The organism is Pseudomonas sp. S1(2024), assembly GCF_046557535.1.
On record NZ_JBKGFP010000130.1, the window covers coordinates 1 to 18,300 of the forward strand.

Consider the following 18,300-nt stretch of genomic DNA (forward strand, 5'->3'; position numbering starts at 1 on the left):
GAAGCGGGCTTGCCCGCGAAGCCAACACCGTGGTGGATGGCACGGGCTTCGCCCGTGTTCGCGGGCAAGCCCGCTCCCACAGGGATCGCGCCAGCTTTTTGAAATTGAGCAAGACAGTTGCTCCCACAAGGGCTCCACAGGGCTCAAGCCATGCGCTGTACCTGTGGGAGCTGGCTTGCCGGCGATAGGGCCATCAGCCTCACCGCAAATCTGCAGCTCCCACAAGGCCCCTGCCAGGTCAGTGAATCATGTGCAGCTCTGTGGGAGCGGGCGTGCCCGCGAACACGGGCGATAGCCCGTGCCATGCGCCGCGTTCTATCAATCAGATTCTGGCCAGTACTGCCATGGCCTTCTCCAGCGCCATGCGCGCACGCTGTTCGCCGCTCATGCCCTGTTCCAGCAACTGCCGTGTGGGGATCTCCAGGCTCAACGGCACATTTGGCGGCAAGCCGCGCAGCAGGCCGACCAGATCGGCATCGCCCTCGCCCGGGAAGCGCCGCTCGTTGCGTGCCTGGCGCAGGATCTCGTCCATCTCGGCCGGCACCGGGCCGGCAACGTCGCACAGCTGGGCATAGCGCATGCGCTGCGGTGCCAGTTGCGCCAGATCGTCCAGCGAAGAACCGGAGCGGTTGAAGTGGAAGGCATCCACCAGCACACAGCCATTGGCACGGTCAGCGTTGGCCACCACCCGCATGGCCTGGCGCAGGTCACGCACATCAGTCCAAGGCATGAACTCCAGGTGCGGATGAATGCCATACCCCGCCGCCAGGTCACACAACGCAGCAAAGCGCTCGGTCAGCCGCGCTTCATCCGGGTCGTTGCCAGCCACCAGCAGCTCCGTGCCGCCCAGCTCGGCGCCCACCGCCAGGATCGGCTCGAAATCGGCGACACAGGTTTCCGGCTTCAGCCTCAGGATCTCGAGGTCGAGCACCTTGATGCCCGTGTCGCGCAGGCGCGCCTGGGTCTGGCGGCGCAGGCCGGCATCGGCCACCAGCGGGAAATGCTGCTCCTGCTCGGTGGCGGGCACCAGGCGCAGGCCAACGTGGCTGTAACCGGCGCGGGCTGCTGCCTCGACCATGTCCGGCGGGGAAAGCTCGAGTACCGTCAGGGCCGCCAGGGAGAAAATTCGTTCAGTCATTATCGTCACCCGACAATTCAAGCAATGTGCTCGGGCGCACAGGCCCGGCCAGTTTCCGCTGCCTGGCGGATCGCCTCGATCAGCGCCAGGGTACGGCCACCATCGGCGGCATCGATCAGCGGCGCCTGTTCACCCCGGGCAACCCGTACGAAGTGTTGCAACTGCAAGGTCAATGCCTCGCCGGCGGGGATGCTTTCCTCGCTCTGCAACAACGGCGTGTGCCAGCCCGACCCGGCCTCGGCGTAGTGCCAGCGCTTGAGTTGCGGAATGCTCAGGGCCCCCTGGGTGCCGGCCAGCAGGTAGCACGGTTGGCCATCCTGGCGTGGGTAGACCGGGCTTTCGCCGGAGTCCAGCTCCCAGCTCCACGGCGCGGCCACCGCATCGGAGCCAGTCAGGCTGCCCAATGCTCCATTGGCGAACTGCAGTAGCACCGCGGCACTGTCCTCGTTGGCAAAACCGCGCACATCGTTGCGGGTGAATGCCTGCACCTGTACCACCTCGCCGCACAGGTGGCGCAGCAGGTCGAGGTCATGGATCAGGTTGGTCAGCAGGAAGCCAGCGCCCGGCTCGCGGCGCCAGGGGGTGTCGAAATAGCTGTCGGGCTTTTGCAACTGCCACAGCGCGGTGACGTTGATCAGTCGGCCCAGCTTGCCGTCGGCAATCACCTGGTGAGCCTTGGCGATCAGCGGGTTATGCCGGCGGTGATGGCCGACCAGCACCGGCACATCGTGGCGGCGCGAGGCTTCCACCAGCGCGCGGACTTCATCCAGGTGCACGCCCACCGGTTTTTCGACCAGCACCGGTACACCGGCCTCGACGCAGTCCAGGGCGGTGGCGACATGCAGGTTGTTCGGATTGGCGACGATCACTGCCTCGGGGCGCGCGTGCTCCAGCATCTGGCGGTGGTCGGCAAAACAGGGCACGCCGCATTCGGCGGCAAAGGCCTCGGCCTGCGGGCCCGGGTCGGCCACAGCGCACAGCTGGGCCTGCGGCACATTCAGCAAATGCTGGTAATGCTGGCGGCCCATGCTGCCGGCGCCGATCAAGGCAATACGAAGGGGTGCGTTCAACAGCCTGTCCTCTTGTCATTGTTGTCATGCGGATTCCGGAATCTGATTCCACAATCCACACTCGACAATTTAGAACCAGGTTCAGCTTTTAAGAAGAAGCCGCAGGACAGAGTGTGCGGTAATCGACCGGAAATGCACCTTCAAGCGAACAACTCACTGGCCCGGCTGGCCGCCGACAGTTCCTCTGCCGCCGCCAGCAACAGCGGCGCCAGTTCTGCCAGGCGGCTTTGCGCCAGGCGCGCACTGGGCCCGGCGATGCTCAGCACACCGATCACCTCGTCACTTTGCGGGCGGCGCACCACCGCAGCCAGGGCCGAGGTGCCAATGGCCGAGGTTTCCTCGACCCAGGCATAACCGCGCTCGCGGGCGCGGCGCAGGTAGGTGAGCAACTCGTCGGTGGAGCGCGGCGCATTCGGGCCGAACTGCGCCGGGTCGGCAATGCCCTGGCGCAATACCATCTGCAGCGCCTGCTCATCGTCCAGGCTGGCCAGCCAGGCATGCCCGGACGCGGTGTAGAACAGCGGCGCGTCGCGGCCCATGTCCGGGTCATAGCGCAGCCCGGAGCGGGCACCCTGGGACTTGGCGATCCAGGTCTGGCGGGCGCCGTCGATCACGCCAAGGCGCACCAGTTCGCCGCTGTCCTGGGCCAGGCGGTCGAGAATCGGCTGAATGATGTCGGCACCGCTGCTGGCCAGGTAGCGGAAGCCCAGCGCCACCAGCTTGGCCGACAGCTGGTAGCGGCTGTTATCCCGGTTCTGCCGCACATAGCCCAGCCGCACCAGTTCGGTGAGCATGCGATGGGTGGCGCTCTTGGGGATATCCAGGCGCTCGGCCAGGGTTTGCAACGGCAGCCCTTGCGGCTCACCGGTAAGGCTTTCTACAAGACTGAAGGCGCGTTCGATCTGACTACCAGCCATGACACAGGTCCCTGAAATTTCTGCGAATTCTAGAAGATGATTCCACACCGCCGATAGCCGCCGCAGCCAGGGCGGCACGAACTGTCCGGTTATCGCCCATTACTTGCCCGGAAGGGCCGCCATACCCTTGCGGGCCGATTCGCTGCCAATAAGAATGTGGAACCTTGTTCCAATAACAATACAGGAATCCCGCAATGCCTTCCGCTCCCTACGAAACCGAATGCGATGTGCTGGTCATAGGTTCTGGTGCCGCCGGGCTGGCTGCGGCCGTGACGGCGGCCTGGCATGGGCAGAAGGTGATCGTGGTGGAGAAGGAGCCAGTGTTCGGCGGCGCCACCGCCTGGTCCGGTGGTTGGGCCTGGGTGCCGCGCAACCCGCTGGCACGCCGGGCTGGCATCGAGGAGGACATCGAGCAGCCGCGTACCTACCTGCGCAATGAACTGGGGGCGTATTACAACGCCGAACTCATCGACGCCTTCCTCGAAGCCTGCCCGCACATGGTGGCGTTTTTCGAAAAGCACACGGCGCTGCAGTTTGCCGACGGCAACGGCATCCCCGACGTGCATGGCGACACACCGGGCGCGGCCCAGGGGGGGCACCAGGTGATTGCCGCGCCCTATGACGCCCGCGAGGTGGGTGCGCTGCTGCCACGCCTGCGCAAGACCATGCGCGAAACCTCGTTCATGGGCATGCCGATAATGGCGGGTGCCGACCTTGCCGCGTTCCTCAACATGACCCGCTCGCCCAAGGCCTTGCTGCACGTGTGCAAACGCTTTGGCCGCCACCTGTACCACCTGGCCCGGTATGGCCGGGCGATGCACCTGGTCAACGGCGTGGCGCTGGTGGCCCGCCTGGCCAGGTCGGCACAAGACCTGGGCGTGCGCCTGCAGGAATCGGCGCCGGCCAAACGCCTGCTGGTCGAGGATGGCCAGGTGCGGGGCGCGCTGGTGGCTACACCGCAGGGCGAGCAACTGATCCGTGCCAAGGCCGTGGTGCTTGCGGCGGGTGGCTTCCCCAACGACAACGCCCGCCGCCAGCAACTGTTCCCGCGCGATGCCAGTGGCCATGACAACCTGGCCCTGCCCCCCAAGGGTTGTTCGGGTGACGGCCTGCGCCTGGGCGAGTCGGCCGGCGGTGTGGTCGCTACCGACCTGAAGTCGCCGGTGGCCTGGGCGCCGGTTTCGCGCGTGCCGCACCGCGACGGCAGCGTCGGCCATTTCCCGCACATCATCGAACGCGGCAAACCGGGCATCATCGGCGTGCTGGCCAACGGCAAGCGTTTCGTCAACGAAGCGCATGGCTACTACGACTACGTGTCAGCGATGATCGCGGCGGTGCCACAGGGCGAAGAGGTGTGTTCGTGGCTGGTCTGCGACCACCGTTTCCTGCGCCGCTATGGCCTGGGCCACGCCCGCCCGGCGCCACTGCCGGTGTGGCCGCACGTGCGCAGCGGCTATCTCAAGCGGGCTGCCACCCTCGAGCAGTTGGCCCAGGCCTGCGGCATCGACCCGGTAGGGTTGCGCGCCACGGTCAGCGACTTCAACAACCATGCCCGCAACGGCCAGGACCCGGCGTTCGGCCGTGGTTCCACACCGTTCAACCGCAAGCAGGGTGACCCGCAGCACAAGGGGCCGAACCCTTGCGTGGCGCCCATCGAACATGGGCCGTTCTATGCGGTGAAGGTGCAGCCCGGCTGCTTTGGCACCTTTGCCGGGCTGCGCACCGACGGGAATGCCCGAGTGCTGGATGAAGCTGGGCAGCCGATTGCTGGCCTGTATGCGGCGGGTACCGACATGGCCAGCGTGTTTGGCGGCTGGTATCCGTCGGGTGGTATCAACCTGGGCCCGGCGCTGACCTTTGGCTATGTGGCCGGGCGGCATATTGCTGGGGTGCGGGAGTATGAATGAGGTGAGCGATCACTGATGGCCATGCCCTGTACCTCATGGACGGCGCGATTCCTGTAGGAGCGGCCTTGTGTCGCGAAAGGGCCGCAAAGCGGCCCCGGCGTTTTTGCGGTGATGCACAGATCGTTGGGGGCGCTTCGCACCCCTTTCGCGACACAAGGCCGCTCCTACAGGAAACCGCGCCTGCCTGCGATACCTCAGTGCTTCATGCCCAGTTCGGCATCATCCATCAGCGCCTTGGCCATCGCGCTCAGGTAATGGGCGGCCCAGATCATCATCGGTTTCTCATCCATCAGGCCGGTAATGGTCAGTTCGCGGACATAGCCCATCAATTCCGAGGACTGCTCGCGGGCATCGCGGCAGGGGATGCCGGGCTCGATGCGGAACAGTGGATGGGTGCCGTTTTCGCCTTGGTAGAAGGTGGTCTTGCCGACGGTAAATTGGGTCTCTTCTGTGGTCATTGGTGAATCCCCTGAAATTTCTCGACTGCTTGCACTGGCCCTTTCGCGGGCACGCCCGCTCCCACAGGTACTGTGCAACTCTTGAGTACGGTGAAGATCCTGTGGGAGCGGGCGTGCCCGCGAAGAGGCCAGAACAGGCAACACATTACTTATGCCCTGGTGCAAAGTGTCTTCGAAGGAATCGGGGGATGTGGGGTGGATCGGGGACAACTTTCAGCATGCTTTGGTATCCATTTGTTGGGCCACTACCGGCCTGCTGTCAAACAAGTAGGTGGCAGCTGTACATAGGTTGACAGACCGGCGGATACCAGAACCGGCGCACGCGAACGTGCCCCATGCACAGCCACCATGAAGCGCAAAGCCATGCGAAGTATCTCGTCGCGGCCTGTCAAAGCCGATCGCTGATGTGCAGCGACCCGCCGAGACTAGAGCGCTGCCAAAGCGGCCGCAACGGGAAACAGGCGGCGTGAGTATCTTTGGGAAATGGCCTACAAGGAAGGGGCTAAATCTGATTTTTCGCTCAAGCCGGGCAACGCATCTGCCCCAGCCAGTACGCCACGTCCACCTCGTCGATCTGCTCGGCACGCAGGAACCGCTCGGCATACTGGCGGTACACCCCGCTGCTGAGGAACAGCTCAAGCAACTGGCCGTCGATGTGCCCGCCGCGGGCCATGCCCACCAGGATCTTCACCGACTCGGACAAGGTCTTCGGCGCCTTGTAGGGCCGGTCGGCCGCGGTAAGCGCCTCGAAGATGTCGGCAATCGCCATCACCCGCTCGGCAATGCCCAGGTCCTGCTCGCCCAGCCTGCGCGGGTAGCCGCTGCCGTCCATTTTCTCGTGGTGGTTGCCAGCGATGTCCGGAACCCGCTTGAGCTGGCGGGGGAACGGCAAGGAACTGAGCATGATGATGGTCTGCACGATGTGTTCGTTGATCTTGAAACGTTCCTCGTCATTCAGCGTGCCGCGGCGGATCGCCAGGTTGTACAGCTCGCCGTAATTGCTGGCACAGGCCGGCAGGCGCATGTCGAAGCCCCAGCGGTTGCGCGGGTCGTCCTTGGCCACCGGCGGCTTGCGGGGGCCCCAGGGCACGCAATGCTCGGGGCGGTCGGCCAGCAGTGGCTCGTAAACCGGTAGCGCAGGTGAAGGCACGTCGGCAAAGCGCTCCAGCTCATCACGGGAGATGCCCAGGCGGTTGTCGAAATGGCGCTGCCAAAGGCGCTGGCCAATCTGCTGCAGGCGCTCGATGTCGGCGTCCTGCATGAACTCGCCGCCGATGTTGGCCTGGGCGACGAAGGCGAAGTCGTCCTGCAGCTGCGCCTGGCTGCGCACCAGGGTGGCTTGCAGCGCCTGCTGGTCGCCAGCGCTGGCCAGGCCTTGCCAATAAGCCAGCTCGGCATCCCGCCAGAGCACCTCGAAACGCATGCGTACCTCGTGGATACGGTTGTACAAGGTTTCCAGCTTGGTCGCCTTGTCCACTACATACTCGGGGCTGGTGACCTTGCCACAGTCGTGCAGCCAGGCCGCGACGTGGAATTCGTAGCGTTCAGCCGCGGTCATGCTGAAACTGGCGTACGGGCCGGTTTCGGCCGCCACCGCCTGGTCCAGCAGCATCTGCGCCAGTTGTGGCACCCGCTCGCAATGGCCACCGGTATAGGGGCTCTTGGCATCGATGGCATCGGCCAGCAACTTGATCATGGCATCCAGCAGGCGTTGATGGGCTTCGGCCAGCTGGCGTGTCTCGATGGCCACCGCCGCCACCCCGGACAGTTCCGCGACAAAGCTGCGCAACGGCTGGCCTGCCTGCTCGTGTACATGTCCATCGCCCAGTTGCAGGATCAATATGCCCAGCAGCGCCTGGCTGCGGTCATTCAGCACCAAGGCCAGGGTGCCCTCATGCAGGCCGAGGGCCTGGCTCACTGCCGTGGCCAGGTGCTGCTGGGCAGTCTCGTCCACGGCCAGCTCGCCAGGGTACTGCTCGCCATGGCAGGCAGCGGCCAGGCGCAGCAAGGCGTGTTCGGCATCGAACAGGTAAACCACGCCGGCACTGCCCCCGGCGGCTTCCACCAGATGGGTCAACACACCGTCGAGCATGCGTTCCAGGTCGCGCTCGCTGCTGAGTGTGAGGGTAATCGCCTGAAAGCTGCGGATGGTGCCGGACATGCGGCTAAGCACGCGGCTCAGCTCGCGCACTTCGGATACCCGCGAGCGCACCCCGACTTCGCGGCTGAAATCAAAGCCAGCCAGGCCTTGTACCTGTTCAGCCAGCAACCGCAACGGGCGGCCGATACGCCGGCCGAGCACACCACCGAGCACCAGCAGCACGCTCATCAGGGCAGCGGTCCAGAGCAACTGTTCGAGCAGTACCTTGCGTGCACCGGCCAGCAACTCATGGCCTGGCACGGCAATCAGCACCTGCAGGTCCTGCCCGGCCAGGTTGGTCAGTTGCACACGCATGCCATACCAGGCCTGCCCGTCCACCTGATAAGGCTGCGGCCGGGGGCCTTGCGGCAGGTCGGCGTAAAGGTGCTCCAGGCTGGGGATGCCCAGTTCGGCGATGCGCGACAAGCGCACGGCCTGCCCTTCGTGCACGATTACCCGCTGCAGGTCCGGGTAGGCCACCACGCTACCCTGGTCGTCGATCACGACGATCTCGGTGCCGGGGGTCATGCGCAGGCCCTGAGTCTCACTGGCCAGGTCGTCGACCGAAACGTCCATGCCGATCACCGCCCCGCCGTCGAGGCTGCGCTGGGCCATGGTCAGGCCGATCTCGCGGGTGGTGAAGAACACATAGGGGTGGGTCAGCACGGTGGTGGGCTGGGCACTGGCTTCGACAAACCATGGGCGCGTGCGCGGATCGTAGCGGTATTCAGGCTTGGCCTGGGCCTGCAGCAGGTTCAGCGAGCGGTCGTAGAAGCGCCATTCACCCTGCACCTCCCCGCCCTCACGGCTGACGCTCTGCACCAGAAATACCGTGCCCGGCGGCGCAGCGAAACGCTGCAGCAACTGCGGGTCGCGCAAGCGGCGCACCAGCAGGAACTCACCACTGGGGTAACCCATGTAGGCAGCACTTAGCATGCGGTTGGCGTCCAGCGTCTCGACCAGTTGCGGCAAGCGTTCCAGGCGCTGAGCCGGGGTTTGCGCGGCCGGGTTGTGGGCCAGCAGGCGGATACTGCTGTGCACGGGGTCGATCAGGCGCCGGGCGCGCTCGTCGATGGTCTTGCCTATTTGCTGGGCAGAATCACCCGCTGCGGCCACCAAGGTCTGACGAATGCCGCGATAGCCCTGCCAGGCCAGGGCGGCGCCGAGCAGCAACATGCCCAGCACGATGGCGAGTGCCACCAGCCACTGCAGTGAAATGCCACGTCCGGCGTTGCCAGCAGCACGACCATTCGACACGCAGCCCATCTCAGGTACTCCATGTATGGCGGTTTGACGGGGCAGCCAGGACGATCATGCAGGCAGAAGCCATTCGCAGGCAGCGAGACGGGGGGCGTGGCGGCACATAGCCCTGCCCCATCTTGGCAGCAGTGTAGAGCGGACCCGAGCTTTCTGCCGGGTTGGCAAGGAAAATTAACGGAACGCCATGAATGATCCGGGTACCGCGTCGCCTGCTTCGCGGGCTTGCCCGCTCCCACAGGGACCGCGCAGCACCGCAGCCAGTGCAGTACCTGTGGGAGCGGGCGAGCCCGCGAAACAGGCGACGCGGTGCAAGATCGGATGTATCAGGCGCGCAACTGGTACCAGGTGGTCTTGAGCTGTGAATACTTGTCGAACGAGTGCAGCGACAGGTCGCGGCCAAACCCGGACTGCCTGCCACCGCCGAACGGCACCGTCACATCCAGCGCATCGACCGTGTTCACCGACACGGTGCCGGCCTTCAACGCCCGTGCCACGCGGTGCACCTGGTTGAAGTCATCGCTCCACACCGACGCCGCCAGCCCATAGATGCTGTCGTTGGCCAGGCGCACGGCCTGCTCTTCACTGTCGAAGGCACTGACCGCCAGCACCGGCCCGAATACCTCTTCCCGCGCCAGGCTCATACGGCCATCGACACCGGCAAAAATGGTCGGCTCGATGTAATTGTCCGAGCCGTCGATGGTCAGGCGCCGGCCACCACACACCAACCGCGCGCCATCCTGCCCGGCGCGGGCGATGGCGGCTTCGATCCGGCCAGTTTGCCCGGCATCGACAATTGCACCGGCACGGCTCGCCGGGTCCAGCGGGTTGCCTGGCAGCCACTGGCGGGCCTTGGCCTGCAGGCGCTCGATGAACTCGTCATGGATGGAGCGCTGCACGTACAGCCGCGAGTTGGCCGAGCACACTTCGCCCTGGTTGAAGAAGATGCCGAATGCCGCCTTTTCCGCAGCCAGGTCCAGGTCCTGGCAGTTTTCGAACACCAGGTTGGGGCTCTTGCCGCCGCACTCCAGCCATACCTGCTTGAGGTTGGACTGGGCCGAATACTGCATGAAGTACTTGCCCACCTGGGTGGAGCCGGTGAACACCAGGCAGTCCACGTCCGGGTGCAGGCCCAGTGCCTGCCCGGCCTGCTCGCCCAGGCCCGGCACCACGTTCAGCACACCTTCCGGCACACCGGCCTGCAGCGCCAGCTGGGCCAGGCGCAGGGCCGAGAACGGTGATTGCTCGGCGGGTTTGAGCACCACGCTGTTGCCGGCAGCCAGCGCCGGGGCGAGCTTCCAGGCGGCCATGTCGAGCGGGAAGTTCCACGGCACCACGGCGGCGACCACGCCGAGGGCTTCGCGGGTGATGGTGGCCAACGCGTTGGGCGCGGTGGGTGCCACCTGGTCGTACAGCTTGTCCAGCGCCTCGCCATACCAGGCGAACACCTGCGCCGAGCCCGGCACGTCGATGTTGTAGGCGTCCATGACCGGCTTGCCCATGTTCAGCGAGTCGAGCAGGGCCAGTTCTTCACGATGGGCCAGGATCAGCTCGGCCAGGCGCAGCAGCACTTTCTTGCGCTCACCCGGGGCCATGCGCGGCCATGGGCCTTGCTCGAAAGCCCTGCGGGCGCTGGCGACGGCCAGGTCGACCTCGGCCTGACCGCAGGCGGTGACCTGGGCCAATACCTTGTTGGTGGCGGGGTTGATGGCGGCGAAGGTGGCGCCGTCCTGTGCGTTGACGGGCTTGCCGTCGATCAGTGCATTGGCCGGGAGGTAGAGGTCCGAGGCACGTTGTTGCCAGAATCCGAGAGTGTACATTTGTACTCCAGGCGACCGTCGTGCGGTCGTCTTGCGCAAGTAACAGGTACCACACAGTCCGCAAGCACGCCGCACTCCCTCTGTGGGAGCGGGCATGCCCGCGAACCAGGCGACACGGTGGATGGCACCGGCTTCGCCGGTGTTCGCGGGCTTGCCCGCTCCCACAGGGATCAGCGGTCTAGAGTTTGCCGACCAGGCGCGCCGTGCGGTCCACGGCAATGCGGGTCTTCTCTACCAGCTCATCCAGCTCGCTGTGGTTGGCGATCAGTGCCGGCGCCATGATCATCCGGCCCAGGGTCGAGCGAATGATCACCCCTTCCTCGAAACCGAAGGTGCGGCACTGCCATGCCAGGTCGTTCTCGTTGGCAAAGCGCTTGCGCGTCGGCTTGTGCTCGGCGAACTGCAGCGCCGCCACCAACCCGGCACCCTGCACCTGGCCGATCAACGGGTGGTCGGCGAACACCTCGCGCAGGATGCGTTGCAGGTACGGCCCGGTGTCGTCCTTCACCTGGCGCACGATGCCTTCGTCACGCAGCGCCTTCAGGTTGGCGATGGCCACCGCCGCCGCCACTGGGTGGCCGGAATAGGTCAGGCCGTGGGCGAACACCCCGCCCCGCTCCACCAGCGCCTCGGCAATGCGCTTGCTCAGCACCAGGCCACCCATGGGCACGTAGCCGCTGGTCAGGCCCTTGGCGATGGACAGGGTGTCGGGCTCGAAGCCGAAGTACTCGTGGGCAAACCATTCACCAGTGCGGCCAAAGCCTCCGATCACTTCATCGGCGCACAGCAGCACGTCGTACTGGCGGCAGATGCGCTGGATCTCGGGCCAGTAGCTTTCCGGCGGAAAGATCATGCCGCCCGCGCCCTGGAACGGCTCGGCGATAAAGCCGGCGACGTTCTCGGCCCCCAGTTCGAGGATCTTCTCCTCCAGCTGCAGGGCGCAGCGGCGGCCGAACTCGGCCGGGGTCAGCTCGCCGCCCTCGGCGTACCAGTATGGTTCGTCGATGTGCGCCACATCCGGGATCAACCCGCCCATTTCGTGCATGAACTTCATGCCACCCAGCGCCGTGGCCGCCAGGGTCGAGCCGTGGTAACCGTTCCAGCGGCCGATCATGATCTTCTTGTCCGGCTGGCCGACCACCTGCCAGTAGCGGCGCACGGTACGGATCAGCACCTCGTTGGCCTCGGAGCCGGAGTTGGTGTAGATCGCGTGGCTGTAGTGCCCCGGCAACAGGCTGAACAGCAGCTCGGACAGTTCGATCACCGCCGGGTGGGTGGTGTGGAAGAACATGTTGTAGTAGGCCAACTGGTCCATCTGCGCGGCAGCAGCAGCGGTCAGGTCGCGGCGGCCGTAGCCGAGCTGTGTGCACCACAGGCCGGACATGCCATCCAGGTAGCGCTTGCCCTCGCTGTCCCACAGGTGCAGGCGTTCGCCACCGACGATCACTCGTGGCCCTTCGGCGTTCAGCGCCTTCTGGTCGAGGAAGGCATGGATGTGGTGCGCGGCATCGGCTGCCTGGTAGTCGCGGGTCTGGCGTTGCGGGGCGAAAGGCGCATTCATTGTTGGTTTTCCTTTGCGGTGGGGTTGCAGGGTGGCTTGCGCTCAGCGCAGCTTGCCCATGTAGCTTTCCAGCGGGTCCTTGCCCAGCACGCCCTGGGCATTGGCCAGCGCGTCGATGAACAGGGAGAACAGCTCGGACTGGGTGCCGATGTCGAGCTTGGCGTAGACGTTCTTGCGGTGTGACTTGATGGTGTCCTCCGACACCCCCAGGCGCTCGGCCAGCGACTTGGTCGAGTGGCCCCGCAGGATCAGCTGGGCGATACGGCATTCACGCTCGGTCAGCAGCGAGCTGCCGAAGTTGTTCAGCGCCGCGTGGATGCGCTGCTCGAGAATGTTCTCGAAGCGCCCGGCGCGGCTGTCCAGCCCGGCGAAATGCTTGCTGAGCACCGCCAGCACCCAGGGCGTGATACGCGCGAACAACGCACGGGTTTGCCCATCGAGCTTGTCGGTGAACGCCAGCGATACTGCCAGGCTCTGCCCGGGCGCGACCTGCAGGATGTAGTTGAGCTCATCCTCCAGGTGCGAGTGCCGGTAGAACGACTGGTAGTACTCGCTGACCTCGAAATGGTCGGGCGCCACTTCGAACAGGCCGTAGCAGCCGGACTCGACCTGCTCCACACAGGCGCCGTAGAACGGGTCGAGCAGATAGAAGCCGGACAGGTAGCGGCTGACATTGCCCTCGGGCTGCCAGGGCGCCTTGTCGTCCTGCTCGAACAGCGCGCAGGGCATGCCGTCGTGCGGGTACAGGTACACCGTGGTCGCCTGGATCGGTCGGATCACGCCAAGCGCAGCAAACAGGGAGGCGGCAAAGCCCGGTCGGCCGATCGCCTCGGTGACCTTGGCCAGGTGCTCGAACCACTGTTGCGAAAGCAATTGATCAGTCACTGTGGGCCTGCCGTCTCAAGTAAAGGCACCGCCGCCAGTGCGGTGCGTCGTTGGCCAGATACTCCCATGGCACTGCAAACACCGAAATCACCCTTTGGGGTGAGCAGGCAAAGCCCCCTGCCGGCTCACCCCAAAGGGTGATTCCGGGTACCGGCGGGGTGTGGGAGCATCAACCCGCCCCAGCACTGCGAGCCACCCGCTCGACCTCCTTGCACAACACCCACCGGTATCGAGCCCGCTCGCATACCGCGGCGTTCTGCATCCCTTTCCAGGAGTTAGCAATGCATACAACAACAAGTACAGCCCATAGCCCTGCACATAGCCCGTCGCAACCCACCGCCAGTAACGGCCGTTTCCGCAAGTCCATGGGGCTGCCCGCCCTGGTGCTGTTCGGCCTGGCCTACATGGTCCCACTTGCAGTATTCACCACCTATGGGCTGGTCACCCAGATGACCAAGGGGCACCTGCCCATCGCCTACCTGCTGACCCTCGCCGCCATGCTGCTGACCGCCTACAGCTATGGCCGCATGGTCCAGGCCCACCCCTACTCCGGCTCGGTCTACACCTACACCCGCAAGGCGTTCGGCAGCCACATCGGTTTCATCACCGGCTGGACCCTGCTGCTCGACTACATCTTCCTGCCGCTGCTCAGCTACCTGCTGATCGGCATCTACATGTCGGAGTACTTCCCGGCCATCCACGCCTGGGTGTGGGTGGCGGGCTCCATTGCCCTGGTCACCTTCCTCAACCTGATCGGCATCGAGTCGATCACCCGGGTGAACTGGATCCTGGTGGTGGTGCAACTGGTGTTCATCGTCGTGTTCGTCGCCCTGTCCATCCACAACCTCAGCGGGCAGGCGCAGCCGGTGTCGCTGCTGGCGCCGTTCCACCACGAAGGCTTCAGCGTGCCGTTGATCATGACCGGCGCCGCCGTGCTGTGCCTGTCGTTCCTGGGCTTCGATGCGGTCTCGACCATGGCCGAGGAAACCAGCAACCCCACCTACCGCATCCCTGTGGCGATCCTTGCCGTGTCGCTGATCGGCGGCATGTTGTTCCTGGTGGTGTCGTACTGCGCACAGATGGTGTTCCCTGACTGGGGCAGCTTCGCCGACCCGGACTCGGCGTCGGTGGATGTGATGCGCCGGGTCGGTGGCGAGCTGCTGGTGACCGCCTTCACCGCCACCTACGTGGCCGGCTGTTTCGCCTCGGCCATGGTGTCCCAGGCCAGCGTGTCGCGAGTGCTGTTCGCCATGGGCCGCGACGGTGCGTTGCCCCGCGCGTTCGGCCAGCTGGTGACGAAAAAGCGCGTACCGGCCACGGCCATCCTGCTGGTCAGCCTGCTGTCGCTGATTGCCTTGGTGATCAGCCTCGACACGGTGGCCAACATGATCAGCTTTGGCGCGCTGTTCGCCTTCTCGGCGGTGAACCTGGCCGTGGTCAAGCACTACCTCATCGACCAGAAGCTGCGTGGTGGTCGCAACTACCTGCTGTATGGCGCCATTCCCGGCCTGGGCTTCCTCAGCACGCTGTGGCTGTGGAGCAGCCTTACCAGCCTGTCGTTTACCATCGGTTTGTGCTGGATGGGCATGGGCCTTGTGGTGCTGCTGGGGCTTACCCGCGCGTTCCGGGTGAAGCTGCCGGAGTTGCAGATGGCCGAGTGACATAAACAGCGCCCCCACAACCGCCTTGCCCAGACCTGGACGCCTGCGCGGTCGTTGTGGGAGCGGGCGTGCCCGCGAACACCGGCAAAGCCGGTGCCATAAACCGTGTCGGGCGCTTCGCGGGCGCGCCCGCTCCCACAAGGAATGGCAAACGCTCGAACATTGTTCCTCAATAGCAGGCCACGCGATAACAGAACGTTATCACCTGATCCGCATTAATCATTATTCAGCACGCATTTCGCCCCCTACAGTCCCAGCCCATCGACTGTCATTGCCAACGGGAAACGAAATGTCCATCGAACATCGCCTGAACCACATCGCCGGCCAGCTCAGCGGCAACGGTGAAGTGCTGCTGAACAGCGTCGACGCCCACACCGGCGAGCCTCTGCCATACGCCTTCCACCAGGCGACCAGCGACGAAGTCGATGCCGCCGTGCAGGCCGCCGAGGCTGCCTACCCGGCCTACCGCAGCACCAGCCCGGCACAGCGCGCCGCCTTCCTCGACGCCATCGCCAACGAACTGGACGCACTGGGCGATGACTTCGTCCAGCATGTGATGCGCGAAACCGCTCTACCCGAGGCACGCATCCGCGGTGAGCGTGCCCGCACCAGCAACCAGCTGCGCCTGTTCGCCGATGTGGTGCGCCGTGGCGATTTCCTCGGTGCGCGCATCGACCGTGCGCAGCCCGAGCGCACCCCGCTGCCACGCCCGGACCTGCGCCAGTACCGCATCGGCGTCGGCCCGGTGGCCGTATTCGGTGCCAGCAACTTCCCGCTGGCCTTCTCCACCGCCGGCGGTGATACCGCCTCGGCGCTGGCGGCCGGCTGCCCGGTGGTGTTCAAGGCCCACAGCGGGCACATGCTGACCGCTGCCCACGTGGCCGCGGCCATTGACCGCGCGGTGGCCGGCAGCGGCATGCCAGCAGGTGTGTTCAACATGATCTATGGCGCCGGCGTGGGTGAAGCACTGGTCAAGCACCCGGCCATCCAGGCGGTCGGCTTCACCGGGTCGCTGCGTGGTGGTCGCGCCCTGTGCGACATGGCGGCTGCGCGCCCGCAGCCGATCCCGGTGTTCGCCGAAATGAGCAGCATCAACCCGGTAATTGTCCTGCCTCAGGCCCTGCAGGCCCGTGGCGAGCAGGTAGCCGGCGAACTGGCCGCCTCGGTAGTGCTGGGTTGCGGGCAGTTCTGCACCAACCCGGGCCTGGTGGTGGGCATCAAGTCGCCGCAGTTCGAACGCTTCGTGCACACGCTGGTGGCGCGCATGGCCGACCAGGCGCCGCAGACCATGCTCAACGCCGGCACCCTGCGCAGCTACCAGAGCGGTGTACAGCACCTGCTGGCGCACCCTGGCATCCAGCACCTGGCCGGGCAGCCACAAGCCGGCAAGCAGGCCCAGCCGCAGCTGTTCAAGGCGGACGTGAGCCTGCTGCTGGACAGCGACCCGCTGCTGCAGGAAGAAGTGTTCGGCCCGACCACCGTGGTGGTGGAAGTGGCCGATGCCCAGCAACTGGCCGAAGCGCTGCGCCACCTGCAAGGCCAGCTGACGGCCACCCTGATTGCCGAACCGGACGACCTGCGTGCCTTTGCTGCGCTGGTGCCGCTGCTGGAGCGCAAGGCCGGGCGCCTGCTGCTGAACGGCTACCCGACTGGCGTTGAGGTATCGGACGCGATGGTGCATGGCGGGCCATACCCGGCCACCTCCGATGCCCGAGGCACTTCGGTCGGTACCTTGGCCATCGACCGCTTCCTGCGCCCGGTGTGCTTCCAGAACTACCCGGATGCGCTGCTGCCGGAGGCGCTGAAAAGTGCCAACCCGCTGGGGATTGCGCGGTTGGTGGATGGGGTCGCCAGCCGTGGGGCGGTTTGATCTGACATTGAGGTAGCCTGTACTGGCCTCTTCGCGGGCTCGCCCGCTCCCACAGGTACTGCACAGAATTCCAGAACTGTGCCGTACCTGTGGGAGCGGGCAAGCCCGCGAAGAGGCCGGCACAGGACCATCAGCCCTGTATACAATCCACAAAAACCTTGCTTACAATGCCATGCGCCTATGACATCGGTAATCGCCGATGCGTATTGCGACAGGCTTAAGCCATGTCATCTACAAATGCTCCAAGAACGCTACTGGTCAAAAACGCCGAACTGCTGGTCACCATGGACGGCGAACGCCGCGAGCTCAAGAACGGCGGAATGTTCATCGAAGGCAACCTGATCCGTCAGGTCGGCCCCAGCGATACCCTGCCACAGCACGCCGATGTGGTGCTGGACATGGCCGGCAAGGTGGTCATCCCGGGCCTGGTCAACACCCACCACCACATGTACCAGAGCCTCACCCGCGTGGTGCCGGCAGCCCAGGACGGCGAACTGTTCAACTGGCTGACCAACCTGTACCCGATCTGGGCACGCCTGACCCCCGAGATGATCGCGGTGTCGACCCAGACCGCCATGGCCGAACTGATCCTGTCCGGCTGCACCACCTCCAGCGACCACCTGTACATCTACCCCAACGGCTGCAAGCTCGACGACAGCATCCATGCCGCCGACGAGATCGGCATGCGCTTCCACGCCGCGCGCGGCAGCATGAGCGTGGGCCGCAGCCAGGGCGGACTGCCGCCTGATTCGGTGGTGGAAAAGGAAGCCGACATCCTCAAGGAATCCCAGCGCCTGATCGAGGACTATCACGACGCCAGCCACGGCTCGATGCGCCGCATCGTGGTGGCGCCCTGCTCGCCGTTCTCGGTCAGCCGCGACCTGATGCGCGAAGCAGCCGTGCTGGCGCGCCAGTACGGGGTGTCGTTGCACACCCACCTGGCCGAGAACGTCAACGACATCGCCTACAGCCGCGAGAAGTTCGGCATGACCCCCGCCGAATATGCCGAAGACCTCGGCTGGGTCGGCCACGACGTTTGGCACGCCCATTGCGTGCAACTCGACCAGCATGGCATCGAGCTGTTCGCCCGCACCGGCACGGGTGTCGCCCACTGCCCATGCTCGAACATGCGCCTGGCCTCGGGCATCGCGCCGGTGCGCAAGATGCGCGACCATGGGGTGCCGGTGGGCCTTGGGGTCGACGGTTCGGCATCCAACGACGGCGCCAGCATGATCGGTGAAGTGCGCCAGGCCTTGCTGCTGCAACGGGTTGGTTTCGGCCCCGACGCGATGACTGCGCGCGAGGCGCTGGAAATTGCAACGCTCGGCGGCGCCAAGGTGCTCAACCGCAATGACATTGGCGCACTGGCGCCAGGCATGGTGGCCGATTTCGTCGCCTTCGACCTTGGCCACGTGGCCTATGCCGGTGGCCACCACGACCCGTTGGCGGCGCTGGTGTTCTGCACCCCGACCCAGGTGCACACCAGTGTCATCAATGGCCGTGTGGTGGTGAAGGACGGCCAGCTGGCCACGGTCGACCTGCCACGGGTGCTGGAGCGCCACAACCAGTTGGCACGCCAGCTGGTCAGCGGCGAATAAGCAACCATTCGGGGCCGC

12 protein-coding genes are annotated in these 18,300 nt (G+C 65.4%); 4 read left to right on the forward strand and 8 right to left on the reverse strand.

The genetic code is table 11. From position 1 onward, the window contains the following. Window positions 1–322: 322 nt before the first annotated feature. The 3 genes from ACLCGK_RS31220 to ACLCGK_RS31230 form a co-directional block, all read right to left on the reverse strand. The gene (locus ACLCGK_RS31220; protein WP_410953583.1) at window positions 323–1,138 is read right to left on the reverse strand and encodes a sugar phosphate isomerase/epimerase family protein; all 816 of its coding nucleotides are present in this window, start codon (window positions 1,136–1,138) and stop codon (window positions 323–325) included. 17 nt (window positions 1,139–1,155) lie between these two features. Next, window positions 1,156–2,208 (reverse strand): Gfo/Idh/MocA family protein, encoded by a 1,053-nt coding sequence (locus tag ACLCGK_RS31225; protein WP_123085848.1) that lies wholly within the window; start codon window positions 2,206–2,208, stop codon window positions 1,156–1,158. A gap of 140 nt (window positions 2,209–2,348) precedes the next feature. Then, the gene (locus ACLCGK_RS31230) at window positions 2,349–3,125 is read right to left on the reverse strand and encodes an IclR family transcriptional regulator (RefSeq protein ID WP_085663306.1); all 777 of its coding nucleotides are present in this window, start codon (window positions 3,123–3,125) and stop codon (window positions 2,349–2,351) included. Window positions 3,126–3,319: 194 nt separating this feature from the next. Here ACLCGK_RS31230 and ACLCGK_RS31235 point away from each other — a divergent pair, with 194 nt between their 5' ends. Next, a complete protein-coding gene (locus tag ACLCGK_RS31235; protein WP_410953584.1) occupies window positions 3,320–5,032 on the forward strand; it encodes an FAD-dependent oxidoreductase in 1,713 nt (570 codons plus the stop codon). A gap of 194 nt (window positions 5,033–5,226) precedes the next feature. On the opposite strand, the gene ACLCGK_RS31240 is transcribed toward ACLCGK_RS31235, so the two are convergent. The 5 genes from ACLCGK_RS31240 to ACLCGK_RS31260 form a co-directional block, all read right to left on the reverse strand. Then, complete coding sequence (locus ACLCGK_RS31240; RefSeq protein WP_015269986.1) at window positions 5,227–5,490, reverse strand: DUF3077 domain-containing protein; 264 nt, start codon at window positions 5,488–5,490, stop codon at window positions 5,227–5,229. Window positions 5,491–6,010: 520 nt separating this feature from the next. Continuing rightward, window positions 6,011–8,896 (reverse strand): HD domain-containing phosphohydrolase, encoded by a 2,886-nt coding sequence (locus ACLCGK_RS31245; RefSeq protein WP_410953585.1) that lies wholly within the window; start codon window positions 8,894–8,896, stop codon window positions 6,011–6,013. Between the two features lie 317 nt (window positions 8,897–9,213). Beyond that, the gene (locus ACLCGK_RS31250) at window positions 9,214–10,707 is read right to left on the reverse strand and encodes an aldehyde dehydrogenase (RefSeq protein ID WP_410953586.1); all 1,494 of its coding nucleotides are present in this window, start codon (window positions 10,705–10,707) and stop codon (window positions 9,214–9,216) included. Window positions 10,708–10,885: 178 nt separating this feature from the next. Then, the gene (locus tag ACLCGK_RS31255; RefSeq protein ID WP_410953587.1) at window positions 10,886–12,268 is read right to left on the reverse strand and encodes an aspartate aminotransferase family protein; all 1,383 of its coding nucleotides are present in this window, start codon (window positions 12,266–12,268) and stop codon (window positions 10,886–10,888) included. Between the two features lie 42 nt (window positions 12,269–12,310). Beyond that, window positions 12,311–13,153: a helix-turn-helix domain-containing protein gene (locus ACLCGK_RS31260; protein ID WP_410953588.1), complete on the reverse strand. Its 843-nt coding sequence runs from the start codon at window positions 13,151–13,153 to the stop codon at window positions 12,311–12,313. Window positions 13,154–13,434: 281 nt separating this feature from the next. Between ACLCGK_RS31260 and ACLCGK_RS31265 the strand changes: the two genes are divergently transcribed. From ACLCGK_RS31265 to ACLCGK_RS31275, 3 genes are all read left to right on the forward strand, one after another. Then, window positions 13,435–14,814: an APC family permease gene (locus ACLCGK_RS31265; RefSeq protein WP_410953589.1), complete on the forward strand. Its 1,380-nt coding sequence runs from the start codon at window positions 13,435–13,437 to the stop codon at window positions 14,812–14,814. 289 nt (window positions 14,815–15,103) lie between these two features. Further along, complete coding sequence (locus ACLCGK_RS31270; RefSeq protein WP_410953590.1) at window positions 15,104–16,684, forward strand: aldehyde dehydrogenase (NADP(+)); 1,581 nt, start codon at window positions 15,104–15,106, stop codon at window positions 16,682–16,684. 224 nt (window positions 16,685–16,908) lie between these two features. Next, window positions 16,909–18,282, forward strand: coding sequence for an 8-oxoguanine deaminase (locus ACLCGK_RS31275; protein ID WP_410953591.1), 1,374 nt, complete (start codon window positions 16,909–16,911; stop codon window positions 18,280–18,282). Window positions 18,283–18,300: the final 18 nt, after the last annotated feature.